Below are 17,880 nucleotides of genomic sequence, written 5' to 3'. Positions count from 1 at the left end.
GGCGGCTTTGCGGCGTCAATCCGGCCGCTTTGGGCCGGGAGAGGCTGAAGTGCCCGGTCTCAACGAAACGTGATCGCTGGCCGGTCTCAGCCGCGCCTTCTCCTGGGCTTTTCAAGCAGGGCGACCGCCTCGACATGGGACGACCACAGGAACTGGTCGATCGGCGTCACGCTTTTCAGCATGTAGCCGCCGTCGATGAGGATGCGCAGGTCGCGCGCCAGCGTCACCGGATTGCAGGACACCGCGGCAACGAAGGGAACATCCGAGCGAGCGATCTGCTTCGACTGGTCCTCGGCACCCGCGCGCGGCGGATCGAAGACAAGGCCGTCGAAGGCGTTCAACTCCTTGAACGTCAGCGGCCGGCGGAACAGGTCGCGGCGTTCGCCTGTCACCCGCTTCAGGCCGGTCGCGAATCGTGCCCCCCGATCGAGCGCCGAAAGTGCGGCCGCATCGCCTTCCACCGCATGGACTTCCGACTTCGCCGCCAGCCGCAAGGCAAAGCTGCCGCAACCGGCGAAAAGATCGGCGACCTTCTTGGCGCGTTTCAGATGGGTGCCGGCGATCTCGGCCATGGTCTGCTCAGCTGCCTCGGTCGCCTGCAGGAAGGCGCCGGGCGGCACGGCGACAGCGACGCTGCCGAACATCACCACGGGTTTCCTTGGCTCGATGATGATCTCGTCATCGATGGACAGTCTGGCAAAGCCTTGCGCCAAGATAAAATTGGAAGCGATGCGGCGCTGGTGTTCGCCGAGCTTGCCGGACTCATGCACAGCGACATCGAGGCCCGAACCCGTCACGGTGACCGCTACCCGGAACGATTTGGTGGTGGCGCATACCAAGTCGGAGAGCGCCCTCAACCGGCCGAGCGCGGCTACGATCTCGGGCAGCGAGATCGGGCATTCCGATATGGAAATGATTTCCGGTGACAGATGACGGTTGAAGCCGAGCAGCATGCCCGTCTCGGTGCGCCGCGCGGCGAGCACGACACGGCGGCGCGTGTGCGGCGCGCAAGCGACCAGTTCGTCGATGCTGCAATCGATGCCCTTCAGGGCGTGTACCACCTTGTCGCGCTTCCATTGGCGATAGGCTTCGGCCTCGAAATGCTGGAGGGCACAGCCGCCGCATTCGGTGAAGTGGCGGCAGGCGGGCTCGATGCGCAGCGGCGAGGCCTCCAGCACCGCCATCAGTGTGGCGCGGTCCCTTTCGCGCGCTGCGGTGACGGTCTCGCCGGGCAGCGTGAAGGGGATGAACAGATCACCGCTTTCGGTTTCGGCAATGCCGTCACCCTGCGCGCCAAGCTTTTTGATGGTGAAGCGCGCGCTCATCGGTCCTTGATTCCACCAAGCAGGAATTCGCGATTGCCGTCGCCGCCTTCGATCGGCGACAGATGCAGGCCGAGCGAACGCCAGCCCGAAAAGGCATCCAGCCAATCCTGCAGCAGGCCGGCGACGCGGGCGGCATCGAAGGGGTCCTTCAACAGGCCGCCCTTGCCGATCGCCTCGCGACCCGCCTCGAATTGCGGTTTGACCAGAAAGACCGCGGCGGCCCCAGCCTTCGCCATGGCGAGCGCCGGCGGCAGTGCCAGTCTCAGCGAGATGAAGCTGACGTCGGAGACGATGAAATCCGGGATGCGGCCGGCGAGATCCGCGGCGGTGAGGTCACGGGCATTCAGCCCCTCGATGACCGTCACGCGCGGATCGCCACCGACATCGGGATGCATCTGGCCGTGCCCGACATCGATCGCCGTGACATGGGAGGCACCACGCTCCAGCAGCACCTGGGTAAAGCCGCCGGTCGAGGCGCCGATGTCGAGGGCCTCGCGGCCGGCCGGATCGAGGCCAAAATGGTCGAGCCCGCCGATGAGCTTCAGCGCCGCGCGCGAGACATAGCCCTGCGCCGGATCGTCGATGGCAACAAGGCATTGCGGCGAAACATTCTGACCGGGCTTGCGGGCGATAGTGCCGTCAACCGTCACCGTGCCGCGCTCGACCGCGTCGCGGGCACGCGAACGGCTGGCAAACAGGCCGCGTTGGACGAGCAGGTCGTCGAGCCGCTGGCGGGTGCTGGCTGGCAGAGGCGAGTTCATCGGCCTTCATGGCGAAAGCCGGCAGCGAAGGCAAGGACATTGGGACGGACGAAGAACATCGTCGCACGCAGGTGAATGCATCAAGCCGCTCCGCGGCTTGCCGGAATCGCTTTGCGCCCGGCACAGTGTTAAGCAGGAGAGCCGTTTGCTGTCAGAACTCGGAGGTGAACGAATGCTGACGGGAACCTGCCATTGTGGCGCAACCCACTGGACCCTGGAAGGCGATCCCGGGCCGGTGACGGCCTGCAACTGCACACTCTGCCGGCGCTATGGCGTGCTCTGGGCCTATGACTATGTCGACGAACGCATTCGCGTTTCGGGACCGATGGGCAGCTATACGCGCGCCGGAAAAGACACGCCGTCGCTCGAAATCCTGTTCTGCCCGACCTGCGCCTGCGTGCTCGCCTGGCGTGGCTTGCGCGCCGAGGAATCTGGCCGAACACGCATCGCCGTCAATGTGCGGCTGGCGCCGCCCGAGGCGGTCGCCGATCTGCCCATCGATCATCTAGATGGCCTCGACACATATGACGATCTGCCCCGCGACGGGCGTTGCGTGCGCGATATGTGGTTCTAGAAGACGGTGCGGGACACCTGGCGCTCGACGGCCGGGAACAAACCGTTGTCGCGATCCCCTGATGCCTGCATAGCAGGATGCTCGGCGGCGATGGCGGGCGGCGGACCAGGATCCGGCAGGACCACCAGCTGAGGCACCTGCTTGTAGGAAAAGCCGCCGCGGATATCACCCATCTTGCTGGCAATGATGCCCAGCGCCGCCTTTTCGAGATTGCGGTCGTAGCGCGTCTCGGCGGCGGCCGGCGCGACCATGGTGGCCAACAGGGCCACGCCGCACAGAAGCGTCTTCATCGTTTTTGTCTCCCTGCCTGACGCCGGTCTAGCAGGGCGCCGTTGAAAAACGGCCAAGGGATACGGTAAGCAAAACGCCAAACGGCAGTGTTAACAATGCGTTACGAAATCAAGCCGGCAAACTGATTCAAGCGCTTGAGGTTTTGAGTCAGGCGCGCTGGGCGAGACTTTTAATTCAGGCGCGCTGGGCGCGGGCCGTATGATCGAGCGCGGTGAAAACGGTGCGCACGATGCCGGCGGCATCGAGCCCGGCATCGGCATACATCTTTTCCGGCTTGGCGTGGTCTGTGAACACGTCTGGCAGCACCAGCGGGCGCACTTTCAGGCCGCTTTCCAGCAATCCTTCATGGGCGAGGAACTGCAGCACATGGCTGGCGAAGCCGCCAATGGCGCCCTCTTCCACCGTCACCAGAACCTCGTGCGAGCGGGCCAGCCGGCGGATCAGATCCTCGTCGAGCGGCTTGGCGAAGCGGGCATCGGCAACGGTGGTGGAGAGCCCTGCCGCACCCAGTTCCTCGGCAGCGATCAGGCAATCCTGCAAGCGCGTGCCGAAGGACAGCAGCGCCACCTTTGTGCCTTCCCTGACGATGCGGCCCTTGCCGAGTTCGAGAACCGAGCCGCGCTCCGGCATGTCGACACCGACGCCATTGCCGCGTGGGTAGCGGAAGGCGATCGGGCCGTCATCATAGATTGCGGCGGTGCGCACCATATGGCGCAGTTCCGCCTCATCAGCGGCCGCCATCACGACAAAGCCCGGCAGGCTCGCCAGGAAAGTGGTGTCGAAGGCACCGCAATGGGTGGCGCCATCGGCGCCGACGAAGCCGGCGCGGTCGATCGGGAAACGCACCGGCAGTTTCTGAATCGCGACATCATGGACGACCTGGTCATAGGCACGCTGCAGGAAGGTTGAATAGATCGCCGCGAACGGCTTGTAGCCTTCGGTCGCGAGACCAGCGGCGAAGGTCACCGCATGCTGCTCGGCAATGCCGACATCGAACGTCCTTGACGGGAACACTTCGCCGAACAGATCAAGCCCCGTGCCGCTCGGCATGGCGGCGGTGACGGCGACGATACGGTCGTCCTCGCGGGCTTCCTGGATCAGGCTTTCGGCGAACACCTTGGTGTAGGCCGGTGCGTTGGCCGGCGCCTTGGCCTGCGCGCCGGTGATGACGTCGAACTTGTTGACGCCGTGATATTTGTCGGCGGCTTCTTCCGCCGGCGCGTAGCCCTTGCCCTTCTGGGTGACGACATGGATCAGCACCGGGCCTTCGCCATTGTCGCGGACATTCTTCAGCACCGGGATCAGATGTTCGAGATTGTGACCGTCGATCGGGCCGATGTGGTAGAAGCCGAGTTCCTCGAACAAAGTGCCGCCGGTGACGTAGCCGCGCGCATGCTCGACCGCTCTTGTGATCGCGCGATCGGCGCGCTTGCCGAGATAGGATGTCAGCTTCTTGCCGAAGTCGCGCAGGCCGGCATAGGCCTTGCCCGAGGCGAGCCGCGCCAGATAGGCGCTCATCGCACCGGTCGGCGGCGCGATCGACATGTCGTTGTCGTTGAGGATGACGATGAGCCGGGCATCGAGCGCGCCGGCATTGTTCATCGCCTCATAGGCCATGCCGGCCGACATGGCGCCGTCGCCGATCACGGCGATGACATTGTTGCGGCCGCCGGAGAGGTCGCGAGCGGCGGCCATGCCGAGGCCGGCCGAGATCGATGTCGAGGAGTGGGCGGCGCCGAAGGGATCGTATTCGCTCTCGGCGCGGCGGGTGAAGCCGGACAGGCCACCTTCCTGGCGTAGCGTGCGGATGCGGTCGCGGCGGCCGGTCAGGATCTTGTGCGGATAGGCCTGGTGGCCGACATCCCAGATCAGCCGGTCGTCAGGGGTGTTGAAGACATAGTGGAGCGCCACCGTCAGTTCGACCACGCCGAGGCCGGCGCCGAGATGGCCGCCGGTGCGCGACACCGCGTCGACCAGTTCGAGGCGAAGCTCGGAGGCCAGTTGCGGCAGTTCGCTTTCGTCAAGCGCGCGCAGATCCGCCGGAATGCGGACCTTGTCGAGTAGCGGCGTATGCGGCGTTGCGTTCACGGGTGCTCAGGCTTTCTGTTCAACGGCGGGATAGGCCGCCGGCCGGCGAAAGTAAATGCGTGTCAGTGACGCGGGCCTGTCCCCCAAAAGGATAGCGCGTCGAAGCAGCTTATGCGACGCGCTTTCAAGTCCTTGTTTTCGTGTGTATCGTGGTCCCGAAACCGGGCCGCTTTTGGGCAAGGTTCATTAGTTTTCTGGCAGCGGGATGAACTCTTTCTCATCTCCAGGAACGATATCGAAGCGGCCCGTCTTCCATTCCTGCTTGGCCTGCTCGATGCGCTCCTTCGACGAGGAGACGAAATTCCACCAGATATAGCGCTGCGAGCCGAGCGAGGCGCCGCCGAACAGCATGAAATGCGCACCGGTTTGCGACGATATGATGATCTCGTCACCAGGCCGGAACACCAGCAGCCGCTCGGCCGGAAAGACGTCGCCCGAAATCGCGACCTCGCCTTCCAGCGTGTAGACGGCGCGCTCCTCCGCATCGGCCGGGATCTTCACGCTGGCGCCGGGCGCCAGTCGGAGGTCGGCATAGAGTGTCTCGGTGTCGGCCCGTACCGGGGAGCGCAACCCTTGAAAATCCCCGATGACGATGCGGCCGCGGACACCTTCGCTGTCGATCTCGGGCAACCGCAAGGCACCGGTGTTCTCGAACACCGGCGCCACTTCCTCCTTGTTGTCGGGCAAGGCCAGCCATGTCTGCAGGCCGGAGATCGACATCGGCGCGCCGCGCAGTTCCTCCGGCGTGCGCTCGGAGTGCACGATGCCACGGCCGGCGGTCATCAAATTAACGTCGCCGGGCTGGATCACCATTTCGGTGCCAAGGGAATCGCGATGACGAATCTTGCCGTCGAACAGGTAGGTCACGGTCGACAGGCCGATATGCGGGTGAGGACGGACGTCGAGAGCCTGTCCTGCCCGCAGGATCGCCGGACCCATGCGATCGAAGAAGATGAACGGCCCGACCAGCCGCCTCCTGGCGGTCGGCAGCGCGCGACGCACCTCGAAGCCGCCAATGTCCTTGGCGTTCGGGATGACCATCAGCTCGATCTGGTCGCTGGCAAAGGCGTCGCCGGCTTCAGGGTCTTTTCCGGGAAAGAAGCTCATGGACTCTCCTTGTCAGCGGTCGGTGGCCGCTTTAGCCGCGTCAGGCGAAGCGGATCGCCGCCTTCGCCCGCAGTTTGGCCGCCACCTCTTCGCGGTTGCGCGGATGCTGATGGGTTTCAAGCGAATCGAGCAGTTCGCGCGCCGATGCCGCAATGGCTTCGACGGCGTGGTCAAACGCATGCTGGTTCTGTTTCGAGGGCCGTGTCGTTCCGCTCAGCTTGCGGACGAACTGAAGGGCCGCGTCGCGGACTTCATCATTGGTTGCCGGCGGGTCAAAATTGAACAGGGTCTTGATGTTTCTGCACATCGCTTCCGTATCTCCTCTTGTCCTGGAGCCGTTTCAGGCGGGACGAGCTTAATCCTCAACCTTGATCGTGTCCAAAACCGGTAGGCTGCTCCGTGCCTCAATCCGCGTCGAGCGGCTCGGTTCCGACCGGCTTGCCGTCGCGCGACAGCCTGATCTTCTCGACCTTGTCCTCGGCCGCCTTCAGCAGGCGGTCGCAATGCGCCTTCAGCGCCTCGCCGCGCTCGTAGATCTTGATCGACTGGTCGAGCGGCACGTCGCCACGCTCCAGATCATCGACGATCTTCTCCAGCGCGTCGAGCGCCTGCTCGAAGCTCATCGCCTTGACGTCTTCGTTGGTTTCACCAGCCATCATTCATCCTTTCATCAGTCGCCCGACATGGGCGGCGACCGAAAATGCCAGTCCCTGCAGATCGTAGCCGCCCTCGAGCAGGCTGACGAGCCGGTTGCCGCTGTGGCGCGCGGCACGCTGCACCAGCTGGCCGGTCGCCCAGTCGAAATCGTCCTCGGTGAGGTTGATCTCGGCCAGCGGGTCGCGATGGTGCGCGTCGAACCCGGCTGAAATGATGATCAGATCGGGCGCGAAATTGTCGAGCGCCGGCAGCACGCGCGACAGGAAGGCATCGCGAAACACCTCGCTGCCGGTCTGCGGCGCCAAAGGCGCGTTGACAATGTTGCCGGCGCCGGTCTCGTTCTTCGCGCCGGTGCCGGGATAAAGTGGCATCTGGTGCGTCGAGCAATAGAGCACCGAGGGATCGTCCCAGAAGATATCCTGCGTGCCGTTGCCGTGATGCACATCCCAGTCGACGACCGCGACACGCTCGGCGCCATGCTTGTTCTGCGCATAGCGCGCAGCGATCGCCGCCGTGTTGAAGAAGCAGAAGCCCATGGCGGTGGCCTTTTCGGCATGGTGGCCGGGCGGCCGGGCGGCGACGAAGACATTGTCGGCACGGCCGGCAAAGACGTCGTCGACGGCGGCGTTGGCGGCGCCGATCGCGGCGATCACCGCCTGCCAGCTCTTCGGGCTGGCGGTGGTGTCGGCATCGATGCGGGCAATGCCCTCTTCGGGAATCGCGGCTCGCACACGGGCGACGAAATCGGCGGGGTGGGCGTAGAGGATGGTGGCCTCGTCGCCCTCCGGCGCCTTGACGCGATCGAGCGCGGCAAAGGCCTCGTCATCAAGTACGCGCTCGATGGCGCGCAGGCGGTCCGGCCGCTCGGGGTGACCGGGCGGCGTGATGTGCTCAAGGAAGATCGGATGCGTGTAGAGACGGGTTGTCATGCTCCCTATCTAGTGCCCCGGTGCAGCGATGGCCATGCATTGCAGCTTGATGACTGGGGAAAATCGCGCCTGCGTCCATTGGCGTCGCTGCGGGGATTGGCGCAGCCGCGGCTTCGGCGTAAGGTCGCCGTCACTGCCTGGTGCCCGCCGCAAGCGGGAGAATCGGGAACACGGTTGAACTCCGTGGCGTGCCCAACGCTGTGAGGGGGACCGCGCCGGTATATGCCACTGTCGATGACGGGAAGGCACCGGACGCGGGTTGATCCCGAGCCAGAAGACCGGCCTGGCAGGCATCGTCATCCGCATGGTCAGGCGGCTGGCATCAGAGCCACGTGCGTCCACTCGGACGCACAAAGTACGCTCTGGCGGTGTGAAACTATTGCAATCGCAAGGGGACGAGCGATGCCGGAACACATGACCGCTCCTATGGGCGACGGATTTGACCAGATGGCGCGTGACGCGGTCTATCGCGCCATGTTCACGCGGCGCGACGTGCGCAGCCATTTCCTGCCCGACGCGCTCGATGACGCGGTGCTGGCGCGGCTTCTGCTTGCCGCTCACCACGCACCGTCGGTCGGCTTCATGCAGCCGTGGAATTTCATCGTCATCCGCGACGCCGCGCGGCGGGCTGATGTGCGCGACCTGTTCCTGGCCGCGCGCGAACAGGAATTGCCTGAAATCGAAGTGGAAAGACAGGCGCTCTACCGCAAGCTCAAGCTTGAAGGCATCTGCGAAAGCGCCCTCAACATCTGCATCACCTGCGACCGCGAGCGCTCAAAAAACTCGCCGCTGGGACGCTGGCACAATCCGGAGATGGATCTCTACAGCGCGGTCTGCGCGGTGCAGAATTTCTGGCTGGCCGCGCGCGCCGAAGGCGTCGGGGTCGGCTGGGTCAGCATCATCGAGCCCCAAGCGTTGAAGAGCCTGCTGTCCATTCCCGAGCACGTGACGCCGATCGCCTATCTCTGCGTCGGCCGGGTTTCCGAGTTCGCACCCAAACCCGACCTTGAAACACACGGCTGGGGCCGGCGGCTGCCGCTGCCCGAACTGATCATGAGCGAGACTTTTTGCGGGCAAGGTGAGGCGCCGCTCAAGTCAGCGGTGGCGCGCCTCAACGCCTCCGATGCCGCGCCGACGACCACATGCCCGGCTGATCAGCGCGTCGCGCCAGCCGTGCCCCAGCGCGAGCCACCAAAGGAGGCCAGCGCCTTGTCCTTCAATTCCCGGAACTTCGACGACGCCTCGGCCAGTCTGATATCCCAGGCGGGGTCAGGCACCTGGCCGGCGATGGTCTTGAAATAGACCTGCATCAGGCAAGCGATGGCGAAGGGCTCGATGAAGGCCGCCTTGAAGGCCCAGGCGAAGACGATGGCGAGCACGAAGGCCCAGCCGGCGAGTTGTCCGGGCATGATGAAGAGAATGGCGCCGGCCGGAGCCAGCATAGCCAAGAAGATGACGAAGGACACGCCCCACATGATGACCGCCAGCCAGACCGCATTCTTGACCATGGTCTTGCCGTTCTGGGCATAGAGCACCACGCCTTGGCGCGCCGTCTCGAAGGGCGAGGACGAATTGATGCGGATGTTGTAGCCGAGGATGATCTCGTCGACATAGGTCAGCGACAGGCGGATCACCGTGTTGATGAAGGAGACCAGGCCGCTCAGGCCCGGAATGGGCAGGAAGGCGGCAATGCCGCCGAGCAGGCCGGTGATGGCGCGGATGGCGCCCTTGACCAGTTGGTCGACGACGAAAAGGATGTTGGCCTCGGCGAAACGCTCGGTCACGACCTGCCTGGCATAGGCGATCTGGTTCTGGCCGTCGGGGACATCCCGGCCGTCGATCAGATGGACCATAACGGCGATATGGCCGGCCTTGACGACGTAGAGAATGTATTCGCGGATCCAATAGACGGCGATCGAAACGACGCCGAAGCCGACCACGCCGCCCCAAAGGGCAAAAGACATCGGCCCGTCAGGATCGGTGGAGATATGGCCGACGCCGTAGCCGACCGACGCACCGGTGCCGGTCGCCACGATATAGGCCAGCGTGATGCCGAAATAGATGATCATGCGAAAGACAATGAAGGGCCAGGTCCGCATCATGATGGACACCGACCTGCCGATATCGAAATCCCACATGCCCGAATCTCCCCTCAGAGATGGCTGGGAAGGATGCGCTCAGCCTCGCGATTGTCAATCGCGGGCTGTGATCAGCGGGGCGCCCAACGAGGATTTAGTTCTATTGCAAAGCTGGTTTTCTGAGCAGTCCCTCGAGCAGTTGCTTGAACGCCGCAACGACGATCTTCGACGTCGCTTCGGGGTCGTTCGAATTGGCGATCCGCTGCGCCGCCTGGCTGCTCGCCCCGTTGATCAGCCGCGCGGCGGTCTCGGGGTCGACGCTCGGGACGACCACCCCTTCCCCCTGCAGTGCGGTCAGATGATCGGTCATTGAACCGACGCAGGCATTGGCATTCGGCCATTGTGCCGGATCGCCCAGCACGGCCGGACCGTCGCGGAACATGATGCGCTGGATTTCCGGCTCCAGCGCCATTTCGATATAGGTCGTGCATTCGTCGACGAAGTGCTGCCAGCGGGTCGGCGCTCTCGACGCGACCTCATTCACCCGGGCCGCCATCTCGCCGTCGATTTCGGCGATAACGGCCTCCAGCAGCCCCTTCTTGTCGCCGAAGTGGTGATAGAGGGCGCCGCGCGTCAGCCCGGCCGATGCCGTGAAATCATCCATCGACGCTTCGGCATAACCGATCGTGCCAAAGGCCTGGCGGGCGGCGGCGATCAGCTTGGCGCGCGTCTCGGCGATCATTTCCTTGCGGGGTCTGTGCATTTCCGTCTGGTCCTATTCACATACGCTTCGTATGCCAATTGACATACGTCACGTATGCCCTATCTAGTTCTCATACGCTTCGTATGTAATTGTCGAACCGGCCTTTGTCGAGGAACCCCATGCAAAACCCCTATTCGGAAATTTTCCGCGCCCCAGGAGCCAAGGGCTTTGCAGCCGCCGGCTTCATGGCCCGCCTCCCCATCGCCATGGCGCCGATCGGCATCGTGGCGATGCTGTCGCAGACGCGCGGCGAATATTGGCTGGCCGGCGCTGTCTCCGCGGCATTCGCGCTGGCCAACGCTTTCCTGGCGCCGCAGATATCAAGACTGGTCGATCGCCTTGGCCAGACGCGGATCGTCGTGCCCACGACGATCATCTCCGTGCTCGCCTTCATCACGCTGGTTGCGGCCGCCAATCGGGACTGGCCGGTCTGGACGCTGTTCGTGTCGGCGCTGCTGGCAGCGGCCATGCCCAGCATGCCGGCCATGGTGCGCGCGCGCTGGACCGAACTCTTCCGGGGCCGCCCCGAAATGAACACCGCCTTCGCCTTCGAATCGGCGGCGGATGAACTGGTCTATATCGCCGGGGCATCGCTGTCGGTCGGCCTGAGTGCGGCCCTGTTCCCCGAAGCGGGCATGCTGGCAAGCACACTGTTCCTCGCTCTGGGCTCGACCGCGTTCATCCTGCAGAGATCGACCGAGCCGCTAGTGCGCCCGGTGGACCATGGCTCGACCAGCTCGGCGATCCGCCTGCGGCCAGTGCAGATCATCACCTTTGCCCTGATCTTCATCGGTGCCACCTTCGCGACGACGGAAGTGAGCACGGTGGCGATCACCAAAGAACTCGGCCAGCCCGGCGCCGCCAGCCTCGTCATCGGTGTCTACGCGCTGGGGTCGTTCGTGCTCGGCATCATTGTCGGCGCGCTCAATCTGAAAGCACCACTGCAACGCCAGCTTGCCATCGCGGTCGCGCTTGTCGCGCTCGGCACCTTGCTGCCGCTCACCGCCAACAGCGTGCCGCTTCTGGCACTGACTGTCTTCATCAGCGGCGTGGCGATCTCGCCGACCTTCATCACGGCCTTCGGCCTGATCGAACGGCATGTGCCCGAAGCGATGCTGACCGAGGGCATCACCTGGGTGACCACCGGGATCGGCATCGGCATGGCGCTGGGCTCCTTCGCCGCCGGCGCCGTGGTGGATGCGTTCGGCGCCCAGAACGGGTTCTGGGTCTCGGTGGCATCAGGCACGATCGCGCTCGCCACCGTGCTGCTCGGCCAGCGCATCCTGGCCACCCATAAATGCGACTTGGACGGATGCGAAGCAGCAGCCGTCCCCGTGGAATAGCTCGGCCTCTGCTAGGGCCGGGCGTGCCGCCCTATGCGGCAGGATCGGAAATACGCATCCAGTGCAGTCGTGGCAACGCGAAAAGCATTGTCGGCGCGCCATGCAACATCACCTCCCGCTCGAAGGCGAAGCCGCATTTCTCCAGCACCCGCCGCGATGCCGGGTTGGCGGCGCGGACGAGGCCAATGACCCGGTCGGCATGCAGGGAGCCGAACGCGGCGTGCAGCCCGGCCCTGACCAATTCGGTGGCATAGCCATGTCCCCAGCTCTGGGGGTGAAGATGGTAGGACAGGTTCATGCCGTCGAAATCCGCCGATACGGTGACGCCGCCGAAGCCGACCAGCTTGCCGTCGGCCTCGACCGCCCAGCGGCCGAAGCCATGCTTGTCCCAATGGCCGATGTCACGCGCCAGCCTGGCGGCGCTCTGCTGGGGTGTATCCGCGACGGGGTCGGGGCGATGGGCGACAAGTTCATGGCGCGAAAAGAGATCGACCAGGAAATCCAGATCCGCCTCCGTTGGCCGTCGCAGCAAAAGCCGTCCACCGCGCTGGCTCAAAGGCAATGACGCGTTCATGCCGCCATCTCCCGGCAAAGGGGTCGGTTACCCCTTCAGAGGATCTCGGTCTTGGCGATGTGGATGCCAAACCCTTCGAGGCCGACATAATGGCGCTCGCGCGAGGCGATCAGGTTGATCGAGGAAATGCCGAGATCCTTCAGGATCTGAGCGCCGAGGCCGATTTCGCGCCATTCATTCTCGCGCCGGCGGGCCTCTTCATGATCCTCGCGGTCGCCGCTCAGCGGGCGCTTGCGTTCCTGATGCGCGACGCCGACCGACCCCTCTCTGAGATAGACGATGACGCCACGCTTGCGTTCGCCCATCGCCTTCATGATGCCGTCCAGGCGATGGCTGGTACCGAAGACATCGGTCACCACATCCTCGGAATGCAGCCGAACCGGCACATCCTCGCCGTCGCGTATATCGCCGAAGACGACAGCGACGTGATGCATGGTGTCCCAGGGCAGCGTGTAGGTGAAGACCTGCGCCTTGCCGCCCAGCGTATCGATATCGGAGCAGGCGACGCGCTCGACCAGCGTTTCCTTGCGTTGGCGATAGGCGATGAGGTCGGCGACCGATACTTGTTTCAGGCCATGCTCTTCGGCGAAAGCCTGCACCTGCGGACCGCGCTTGACGGTGCCGTCGTCATTGACCAGTTCGGAAATGACGCCGATCGGCGGCAGGCCTGCGAGCTTGCAGAGATCGACCGCCGCTTCGGTATGGCCCGAACGCATCAGCACGCCGCCTTCGCGCGCGATCAGCGGAAAGATGTGACCCGGACGGACGAAATCGGAGGCGCCGACATTGCCGTTGGCGAGGTTGCGCACGGTAAGCGTGCGGTCGTCGGCCGAAATGCCTGTCGTCGTGCCATGCTTGAAATCGACGCTGACGGTGAAGGCTGTGGTGTGGGCCGAATCATTGTCGGCGACCATCGGCTGCAGGTTGAGCCGCTTGGCCTCCTCGCGCGGCATCGGCGTGCAGACGATGCCCGAGGTGTTGCGCACAATGAAGGCCATCTTTTCCGGCGTGCAGTGAACGGCGGCGACGATCAGGTCGCCCTCGTTCTCGCGCCCGTCATCATCCATGACGACGACGATCTCGCCGCGTTCGAAAGCGCGGATGGCTTCGACAATCTTCTTCTGGTCGTAAGGCATGGGCGGCTCGCTTCGCTCGCAGGAATAAGGCAGTAGGCAGTAGGCGAAGAAAAAAGGCTGTTTCGGGCGGCCTACGGCCTATTCCCTACTGCCTATTCCCTTCCCCGTCTGTCCCCTATGGCGCAAATAGTGATCGGCAATGGCGCAGGCAACCATCGCCTCGCCGATCGGCACGGCGCGGATGCCGACGCAGGGGTCGTGGCGGCCCTTGGTCATCACCTCGACGTCGTTGCCGTCCTTGTCGATCGATTTTCGTGGCGTCAGGATCGATGAGGTCGGCTTGACGGCGAAGCGGGCCACGATCGCTTGGCCGGTCGAGATGCCGCCAAGGATGCCGCCGGCATTGTTGGACAGGAATACCGGCTTGCCGTCATTGCCGATGCGCATCTCGTCGGCATTCTGTTCGCCGGTGATGCGCGCGGCCTCGAAACCATTGCCGATCTCGACGCCCTTGACGGCGTTGATCGACATCAGGCCCGACGCAATGTCCTGATCGAGCTTGGCATAGATCGGCGCACCAAGCCCCGGCGGAACGCCGTCGGCGACGATCTCGATCACCGCGCCGACCGAGGATCCGGCCTTGCGGATACCGTCCAGATACTGCGTGAAAGCGGGAACCGAAGCGGGATCGGGCGTGAAGAACGGATTTTCCGCATCGCCGATGAAATTCCAGTTCCAGTTGGCGCGGTCGATCGATTTTTCGCCCATCGAGACTAGCGCGCCGCGCACCACCAAGCCGGGCACTACCTTACGGGCGAGCGCGCCGGCGGCGACCCTGGCCGCGGTCTCGCGGGCCGAGGAGCGGCCACCGCCGCGATAGTCGCGGATGCCGTATTTGACGTCATAGGTGTAGTCGGCATGGCCCGGCCGGTATTGGCGGGCAATCTCGCCATAGTCCTTCGAACGCTGGTCGACATTCTCGATCAGCATCGAGACCGGCGTGCCGGTGGTGATCATCGTCTCGCCGTCCTCGTCGAGGACGAAACCCGACAGCACCTTCACCTCGTCGGGTTCGCGGCGCTGGGTGACGAAGCGTGACTGGCCCGGCCGGCGCTTGTCGAGTTCAGCCTGGATTTCATCACGCGTGAAGCGGATGCCGGGCGGGCAGCCATCGACCACGCAGCCAAGTGCTGCGCCATGGCTTTCGCCCCAGGTGGTGACGCGGAAAAGGTGGCCGAACGTGTTGTGAGACATGGAAAAGTGCCCTGCCCGGCAGCGGAGCCGGTTGAAGCCTGCCTTCTATTGGCGTTTTTTGCGGTGGTCAAACTGTCATCCCTGCCGTTTAAGTTTTGACACATTCGGCTGGTTTCTGCTTTCTTCCATCCGCCGTTGAGGATCCGCCGCCACAGTGCCGGCGCAATGACCAAAGAGGACGATCATGCGTACCCTGATTGGCGCTGTTGCCGCCACCCTGCTCTATTCCACCGCCGCCTTCGCCGGACAGACCGAAGGCCTGATCAAGAAGATCGACAAGGACGCGCTGACCATGACGCTGGACGACGGCAAATCCTACAAGCTGAACGCCGAAACCGATCTCGACTCGCTGAAGCCGGGCATGGACATCGTCATCGCTTACGACGTGACCAATGGCGAGAATGTCGTGACCGATATGCAGTTGCCGGACAGCGACACGAACTAGGGTTTTAACTATTTGAATGGACTTCGAGAGCGCTCGGCGTTGCGCCTCTAAAGCCACTCGAGGCTCTGGCCTTCAAGTTTGAGCACGCGATCCTGCGGTATTTCCAGGTTCGCGGCCTCGTCCTCGGTCACATCAAGCACGAAACGGAACAGGGTGCGCATGACGCCGCCATGCGTCACGCAGATCGTCTTGCGATCGATCTCGTCGAAGCAGGGTTTCACCCGTTCGAGCAGCATCTGGTAGCTCTCCGCACCGTCGCCGGGCGGCTGGAAGTTCCACTTGTCCCGCGCGCGTGACCGCTTGGCTCCGGGAGACTGCGTCTCCAACTCGGCAAAGGTAAAGCTCTGCCAGTCACCGAAATTGACTTCAATCAGTCTGGTATCGGTTCGATAGGCGAGCGGATCGACCTTCATCGCGGCGCGGATGCGTTCCATCGTTTCGCGCGTCCGCCGCATCGGGCTGGCGACGAAATCGAAATCCCTGACATCACCGACAAGTTCGGCCAGCCGACGCCCGTTTCCGGTCGCCTGCTCGCGGCCAAGGGCATTGAGATCGGTGTCGGCCTGCCCCTGAAGCCGGGCCTCGGCGTTCCACGCGGTCTGGCCGTGGCGCACGATATAAACCAGCGGGTACATCAGGTCTTCCGGAGGTCGGGCCAGGGCCTGGGCGGAGGATGAGCGGAGGGCGTTATTCCTTGACCGTCGAAATATCAGGCGCGTCGACCGCCTTCATGCCGACCACGTGATAACCGGAATCGACATGGTGCACCTCACCGGTGACGCCACGCGACAGGTCGGACAAGAAATAGACGCCGGAATCGCCGACCTCCTCCTGCGTGACCGTCTGCTTCAGCGGCGAATTGTATTCGTTCCACTTCAGTATGTAGCGGAAATCGCCGATGCCCGAGGCGGCCAGCGTCTTAATCGGGCCGGCCGAGATGGCGTTGACGCGGATCTTCTTGCCGCCGAGATCGACGGAGAGATAACGCACGCTGGCTTCGAGCGCGGCCTTGGCGACGCCCATGACGTTGTAGTGCGGCATCACCTTCTCGGCGCCGTAGTAGGTCAGCGTGAGCAATGAACCGCCATCGGTCATCAGCGCCTCGGCGCGCTTGGCGATGGTGGTGAAGGAAAACACCGAAATGTCCATGGTGCGCAGGAAATTGTCGCGCGTCGTCTCGACATAGCGGCCGGTCAGCTCGTCCTTGTCGGAGAAAGCGATGGCATGGACGAGGAAATCAAGCTTGCCCCAATGCTTGGCGACATTGGCGAAAACCTCGTCGAGGCTCGCCGAATCGGTGACGTCGCAATGGCCGGCGACAAAGGCGCCCAGTTCCGCCGCCAACGGCTCGACGCGCTTCTTGAACGCCTCGCCCTGATAGGTCAGCGCAATCTCGGCGCCATGGTCGACGCATGCCTTGGCAATGCCGTAGGCAATCGACCTGTTGTTCGCGACGCCAAGAATAAGGCCGCGCTTGCCGGCCATCAGGCCCAGTCCACCCGCCATGTGAGCGCTCTCCGCAAGGTTTGTTCTTTGTGGAGTGCCTATCGCACAGGCACACAGCCCCTTCAAGCGCTCAAACCGGACAGTTCGGGGGACAAGAGCGCTGGATCAGCCTTTTTGACCACGCAGCAACGCTTCGAGAGCGCTGTCGCCACCCTCCGGCAGCATGATGCGGACATGCGCGTAGAGGTCGCCATGGCCGCCCGCTTTTTCCGGCAAGCCCCTGCCCTTGAGCCGCAGGACCTTGTCCGAGCTCGACCAGGGGGGGACGTTGACCGCCAGCCTGCCGGTCGGTGTCTCGACCGGCACCTTGGCGCCCAGCACCGCATCCGCCAGCGACACCGGCAGATCGGCATGCAGGTCGCGGCCCTCGATGCGGTAGCGCGGATGCCGGCGGATATGGATCTTGACCAGCGCGTCGCCGGGCTGGCCCGGCCCCTGCTCGCCCTGCCCCTTCAGCCGGATGGTCTGGCCATCCTCGACAAAGGCCGGCAGTTTGACCGCCACCTTGCGGCCATCCGGGAACATCGCCGTCACCTTTTCGGCGGTCGCGGCTTCCTCGATGGTGACGTCGAGCGTGACGTTCAGATCGGCCGCCGTCGCTGGCTGGCGGCGGTCGCCCATGCCGGCACCGCGCGCGCCGGAAAAGGCGTCGCCGAAAATCTGGCTGAAAATATCGCTGTTGCCGTCGAACGGATCACCGCCCGGGCGCCCCGAACGGAATTCGAATCGCGAACCGCCGGCGCCCTGCTGGCGGCGAAACCCGGCAAAGGGGTCGCCGCCACCGGCGGCACCCTCAAAACCTTGGAAGCGCGGCTTGCCGTCGGCGTCGATCTCGCCGCGATCGAAAGCGGCACGGTTCTTCTCGTCGCCGACGATCTCATAGGCCTGGTTGGCCGCGGCAAAACGGTCCTTCGCCTTGGGATCATTCGGATTCTGGTCCGGATGATGTTTCTTGGCGAGTTTCCGGTACGCCGATTTTATGTCCTTGGCCGATGCGTTCTTTGCAACGCCCAGGACCTCATACGGGTCGCGCATGCTTCCTGCCCTGGAAATGAGTTGAGTCCATACTTGCCTCCTATATGCGCTCGCATAGGAAGAAATTCCAGTGG

At 63.9% G+C, this 17,880-nt stretch carries 19 protein-coding genes, 1 pseudogene and 1 riboswitch; of the genes and pseudogenes, 4 read left to right on the top strand and 16 right to left on the bottom strand.

Annotation, left to right across the window (positions count from 1 at the left end; genetic code table 11):
- Positions 1-86: 86 nt before the first annotated feature.
- On the bottom strand, positions 87-1,325 hold the full coding sequence (locus ACWGS8_RS17075) for a class I SAM-dependent RNA methyltransferase (protein WP_454582026.1): 1,239 nt from the start codon (positions 1,323-1,325) through the stop codon (positions 87-89).
- Positions 1,322-2,086, bottom strand: coding sequence for a TlyA family RNA methyltransferase (locus ACWGS8_RS17070; RefSeq protein ID WP_454582025.1), 765 nt, complete (start codon positions 2,084-2,086; stop codon positions 1,322-1,324). The genes ACWGS8_RS17075 and ACWGS8_RS17070 overlap by 4 nt, the downstream gene beginning before the upstream one ends.
- Before the next feature lie 172 nt (positions 2,087-2,258).
- On the opposite strand from ACWGS8_RS17070, the gene ACWGS8_RS17065 reads away from it, so the two are divergent.
- The gene (locus tag ACWGS8_RS17065; protein ID WP_454582024.1) at positions 2,259-2,660 is read left to right on the top strand and encodes a GFA family protein; all 402 of its coding nucleotides are present in this window, start codon (positions 2,259-2,261) and stop codon (positions 2,658-2,660) included.
- On the opposite strand, the gene ACWGS8_RS17060 is transcribed toward ACWGS8_RS17065, so the two are convergent.
- The 6 genes from ACWGS8_RS17060 to ACWGS8_RS17035 form a co-directional block, all read right to left on the bottom strand.
- Positions 2,657-2,950 carry a hypothetical protein gene (locus tag ACWGS8_RS17060; protein WP_454582023.1) on the bottom strand — a complete coding sequence of 98 codons (294 nt, stop codon included), beginning with the start codon at positions 2,948-2,950 and terminating at the stop codon, positions 2,657-2,659. The two genes, ACWGS8_RS17065 and ACWGS8_RS17060, sit on opposite strands and share 4 nt — an antisense overlap.
- 175 nt (positions 2,951-3,125) lie before the next feature.
- Positions 3,126-5,039, bottom strand: a complete 1,914-nt coding sequence (dxs, locus tag ACWGS8_RS17055; RefSeq protein WP_454582022.1) for a 1-deoxy-D-xylulose-5-phosphate synthase — start codon at positions 5,037-5,039, stop codon at positions 3,126-3,128.
- 186 nt (positions 5,040-5,225) lie between these two features.
- Positions 5,226-6,146: a pirin family protein gene (locus ACWGS8_RS17050; RefSeq protein WP_454582021.1), complete on the bottom strand. Its 921-nt coding sequence runs from the start codon at positions 6,144-6,146 to the stop codon at positions 5,226-5,228.
- Between the two features lie 40 nt (positions 6,147-6,186).
- Complete coding sequence (locus tag ACWGS8_RS17045) at positions 6,187-6,453, bottom strand: DUF2277 domain-containing protein (protein ID WP_027035955.1); 267 nt, start codon at positions 6,451-6,453, stop codon at positions 6,187-6,189.
- Between the two features lie 97 nt (positions 6,454-6,550).
- Positions 6,551-6,802, bottom strand: coding sequence for an exodeoxyribonuclease VII small subunit (locus ACWGS8_RS17040; RefSeq protein WP_027046614.1), 252 nt, complete (start codon positions 6,800-6,802; stop codon positions 6,551-6,553).
- A gap of 3 nt (positions 6,803-6,805) precedes the next feature.
- Entirely contained in the window at positions 6,806-7,732 is a 927-nt protein-coding gene (locus tag ACWGS8_RS17035; RefSeq protein WP_454582020.1) for a histone deacetylase family protein, read from the bottom strand.
- A gap of 121 nt (positions 7,733-7,853) precedes the next feature.
- Positions 7,854-8,033: riboswitch (cobalamin riboswitch) on the top strand.
- 101 nt (positions 8,034-8,134) lie between these two features.
- Between ACWGS8_RS17035 and bluB the strand changes: the two are divergent.
- Positions 8,135-8,794: pseudogene (gene bluB / locus ACWGS8_RS17030) on the top strand (5,6-dimethylbenzimidazole synthase); the annotation flags it as partial.
- Between the two features lie 92 nt (positions 8,795-8,886).
- Here bluB and ACWGS8_RS17025 read toward each other — a convergent pair.
- Both ACWGS8_RS17025 and ACWGS8_RS17020 read right to left on the bottom strand, forming a co-directional pair.
- Positions 8,887-9,870 carry a hypothetical protein gene (locus ACWGS8_RS17025; protein WP_454582019.1) on the bottom strand — a complete coding sequence of 328 codons (984 nt, stop codon included), beginning with the start codon at positions 9,868-9,870 and terminating at the stop codon, positions 8,887-8,889.
- Positions 9,871-9,970: 100 nt separating this feature from the next.
- Positions 9,971-10,573 (bottom strand): TetR/AcrR family transcriptional regulator, encoded by a 603-nt coding sequence (locus tag ACWGS8_RS17020; RefSeq protein ID WP_454582018.1) that lies wholly within the window; start codon positions 10,571-10,573, stop codon positions 9,971-9,973.
- A gap of 119 nt (positions 10,574-10,692) precedes the next feature.
- Between ACWGS8_RS17020 and ACWGS8_RS17015 the strand changes: the two genes are divergently transcribed.
- Positions 10,693-11,916, top strand: coding sequence for an MFS transporter (locus tag ACWGS8_RS17015; RefSeq protein WP_454582017.1), 1,224 nt, complete (start codon positions 10,693-10,695; stop codon positions 11,914-11,916).
- Between the two features lie 31 nt (positions 11,917-11,947).
- Here the strand turns inward: ACWGS8_RS17015 and ACWGS8_RS17010 are convergent, their stop codons facing one another.
- The 3 genes from ACWGS8_RS17010 to aroC all read right to left on the bottom strand — a co-directional run bounded on the left by ACWGS8_RS17010 (position 11,948) and on the right by aroC (position 14,820).
- Complete coding sequence (locus ACWGS8_RS17010; protein ID WP_454582016.1) at positions 11,948-12,490, bottom strand: GNAT family N-acetyltransferase; 543 nt, start codon at positions 12,488-12,490, stop codon at positions 11,948-11,950.
- Between the two features lie 35 nt (positions 12,491-12,525).
- Positions 12,526-13,626: a 3,4-dihydroxy-2-butanone-4-phosphate synthase gene (gene ribB / locus ACWGS8_RS17005; protein WP_019856966.1), complete on the bottom strand. Its 1,101-nt coding sequence runs from the start codon at positions 13,624-13,626 to the stop codon at positions 12,526-12,528.
- 78 nt (positions 13,627-13,704) lie between these two features.
- The gene (gene aroC / locus ACWGS8_RS17000; protein ID WP_454582015.1) at positions 13,705-14,820 is read right to left on the bottom strand and encodes a chorismate synthase; all 1,116 of its coding nucleotides are present in this window, start codon (positions 14,818-14,820) and stop codon (positions 13,705-13,707) included.
- Positions 14,821-15,004: 184 nt separating this feature from the next.
- On the opposite strand from aroC, the gene ACWGS8_RS16995 reads away from it, so the two are divergent.
- Complete coding sequence (locus ACWGS8_RS16995; RefSeq protein WP_454582014.1) at positions 15,005-15,265, top strand: DUF1344 domain-containing protein; 261 nt, start codon at positions 15,005-15,007, stop codon at positions 15,263-15,265.
- Positions 15,266-15,312: 47 nt separating this feature from the next.
- Here the strand turns inward: ACWGS8_RS16995 and ACWGS8_RS16990 are convergent, their stop codons facing one another.
- From ACWGS8_RS16990 to ACWGS8_RS16980, 3 genes are all read right to left on the bottom strand, one after another.
- A complete protein-coding gene (locus ACWGS8_RS16990) occupies positions 15,313-15,900 on the bottom strand; it encodes a histidine phosphatase family protein (protein WP_454582013.1) in 588 nt (195 codons plus the stop codon).
- A 52-nt stretch (positions 15,901-15,952) separates the two neighbouring features.
- A complete protein-coding gene (fabI, locus tag ACWGS8_RS16985; protein ID WP_454582012.1) occupies positions 15,953-16,771 on the bottom strand; it encodes an enoyl-ACP reductase FabI in 819 nt (272 codons plus the stop codon).
- Between the two features lie 105 nt (positions 16,772-16,876).
- Complete coding sequence (locus tag ACWGS8_RS16980) at positions 16,877-17,806, bottom strand: DnaJ C-terminal domain-containing protein (RefSeq protein WP_454582011.1); 930 nt, start codon at positions 17,804-17,806, stop codon at positions 16,877-16,879.
- Between the last annotated feature and the right edge of the window lie 74 nt (positions 17,807-17,880).

This window comes from Mesorhizobium sp. 43Arga (assembly GCF_053714255.1).
Note: the sequence above shows the minus strand (reverse complement) of the source record. Positions and strands in the feature narration are given on the sequence as shown.

Bases quoted from the DNA above. Each gene is read 5' to 3' on its own strand.
- ribB (WP_019856966.1), bottom strand. From the start codon at position 13,626: ATGCCTTACGACCAGAAGAAGATTGTCGAAGCCATCCGCGCTTTCGAA.
- ACWGS8_RS17025 (WP_454582019.1), bottom strand. From the start codon at position 9,870: ATGTGGGATTTCGATATCGGCAGGTCGGTGTCCATCATGATGCGGACC.
- ACWGS8_RS17015 (WP_454582017.1), top strand. From the start codon at position 10,693: ATGCAAAACCCCTATTCGGAAATTTTCCGCGCCCCAGGAGCCAAGGGC.
- ACWGS8_RS17035 (WP_454582020.1), bottom strand. From the start codon at position 7,732: ATGACAACCCGTCTCTACACGCATCCGATCTTCCTTGAGCACATCACG.
- ACWGS8_RS17065 (WP_454582024.1), top strand. From the start codon at position 2,259: ATGCTGACGGGAACCTGCCATTGTGGCGCAACCCACTGGACCCTGGAA.
- fabI (WP_454582012.1), bottom strand. From the start codon at position 16,771: ATGGCGGGTGGACTGGGCCTGATGGCCGGCAAGCGCGGCCTTATTCTT.
- aroC (WP_454582015.1), bottom strand. From the start codon at position 14,820: ATGTCTCACAACACGTTCGGCCACCTTTTCCGCGTCACCACCTGGGGC.
- ACWGS8_RS17050 (WP_454582021.1), bottom strand. From the start codon at position 6,146: ATGAGCTTCTTTCCCGGAAAAGACCCTGAAGCCGGCGACGCCTTTGCC.
- ACWGS8_RS16980 (WP_454582011.1), bottom strand. From the start codon at position 17,806: ATGCGCGACCCGTATGAGGTCCTGGGCGTTGCAAAGAACGCATCGGCC.
- ACWGS8_RS17040 (WP_027046614.1), bottom strand. From the start codon at position 6,802: ATGGCTGGTGAAACCAACGAAGACGTCAAGGCGATGAGCTTCGAGCAG.
- ACWGS8_RS17045 (WP_027035955.1), bottom strand. From the start codon at position 6,453: ATGTGCAGAAACATCAAGACCCTGTTCAATTTTGACCCGCCGGCAACC.
- ACWGS8_RS16995 (WP_454582014.1), top strand. From the start codon at position 15,005: ATGCGTACCCTGATTGGCGCTGTTGCCGCCACCCTGCTCTATTCCACC.
- ACWGS8_RS17070 (WP_454582025.1), bottom strand. From the start codon at position 2,086: ATGAACTCGCCTCTGCCAGCCAGCACCCGCCAGCGGCTCGACGACCTG.
- ACWGS8_RS17060 (WP_454582023.1), bottom strand. From the start codon at position 2,950: ATGAAGACGCTTCTGTGCGGCGTGGCCCTGTTGGCCACCATGGTCGCG.
- ACWGS8_RS17010 (WP_454582016.1), bottom strand. From the start codon at position 12,490: ATGAACGCGTCATTGCCTTTGAGCCAGCGCGGTGGACGGCTTTTGCTG.
- ACWGS8_RS16990 (WP_454582013.1), bottom strand. From the start codon at position 15,900: ATGTACCCGCTGGTTTATATCGTGCGCCACGGCCAGACCGCGTGGAAC.
- ACWGS8_RS17075 (WP_454582026.1), bottom strand. From the start codon at position 1,325: ATGAGCGCGCGCTTCACCATCAAAAAGCTTGGCGCGCAGGGTGACGGC.
- ACWGS8_RS17020 (WP_454582018.1), bottom strand. From the start codon at position 10,573: ATGCACAGACCCCGCAAGGAAATGATCGCCGAGACGCGCGCCAAGCTG.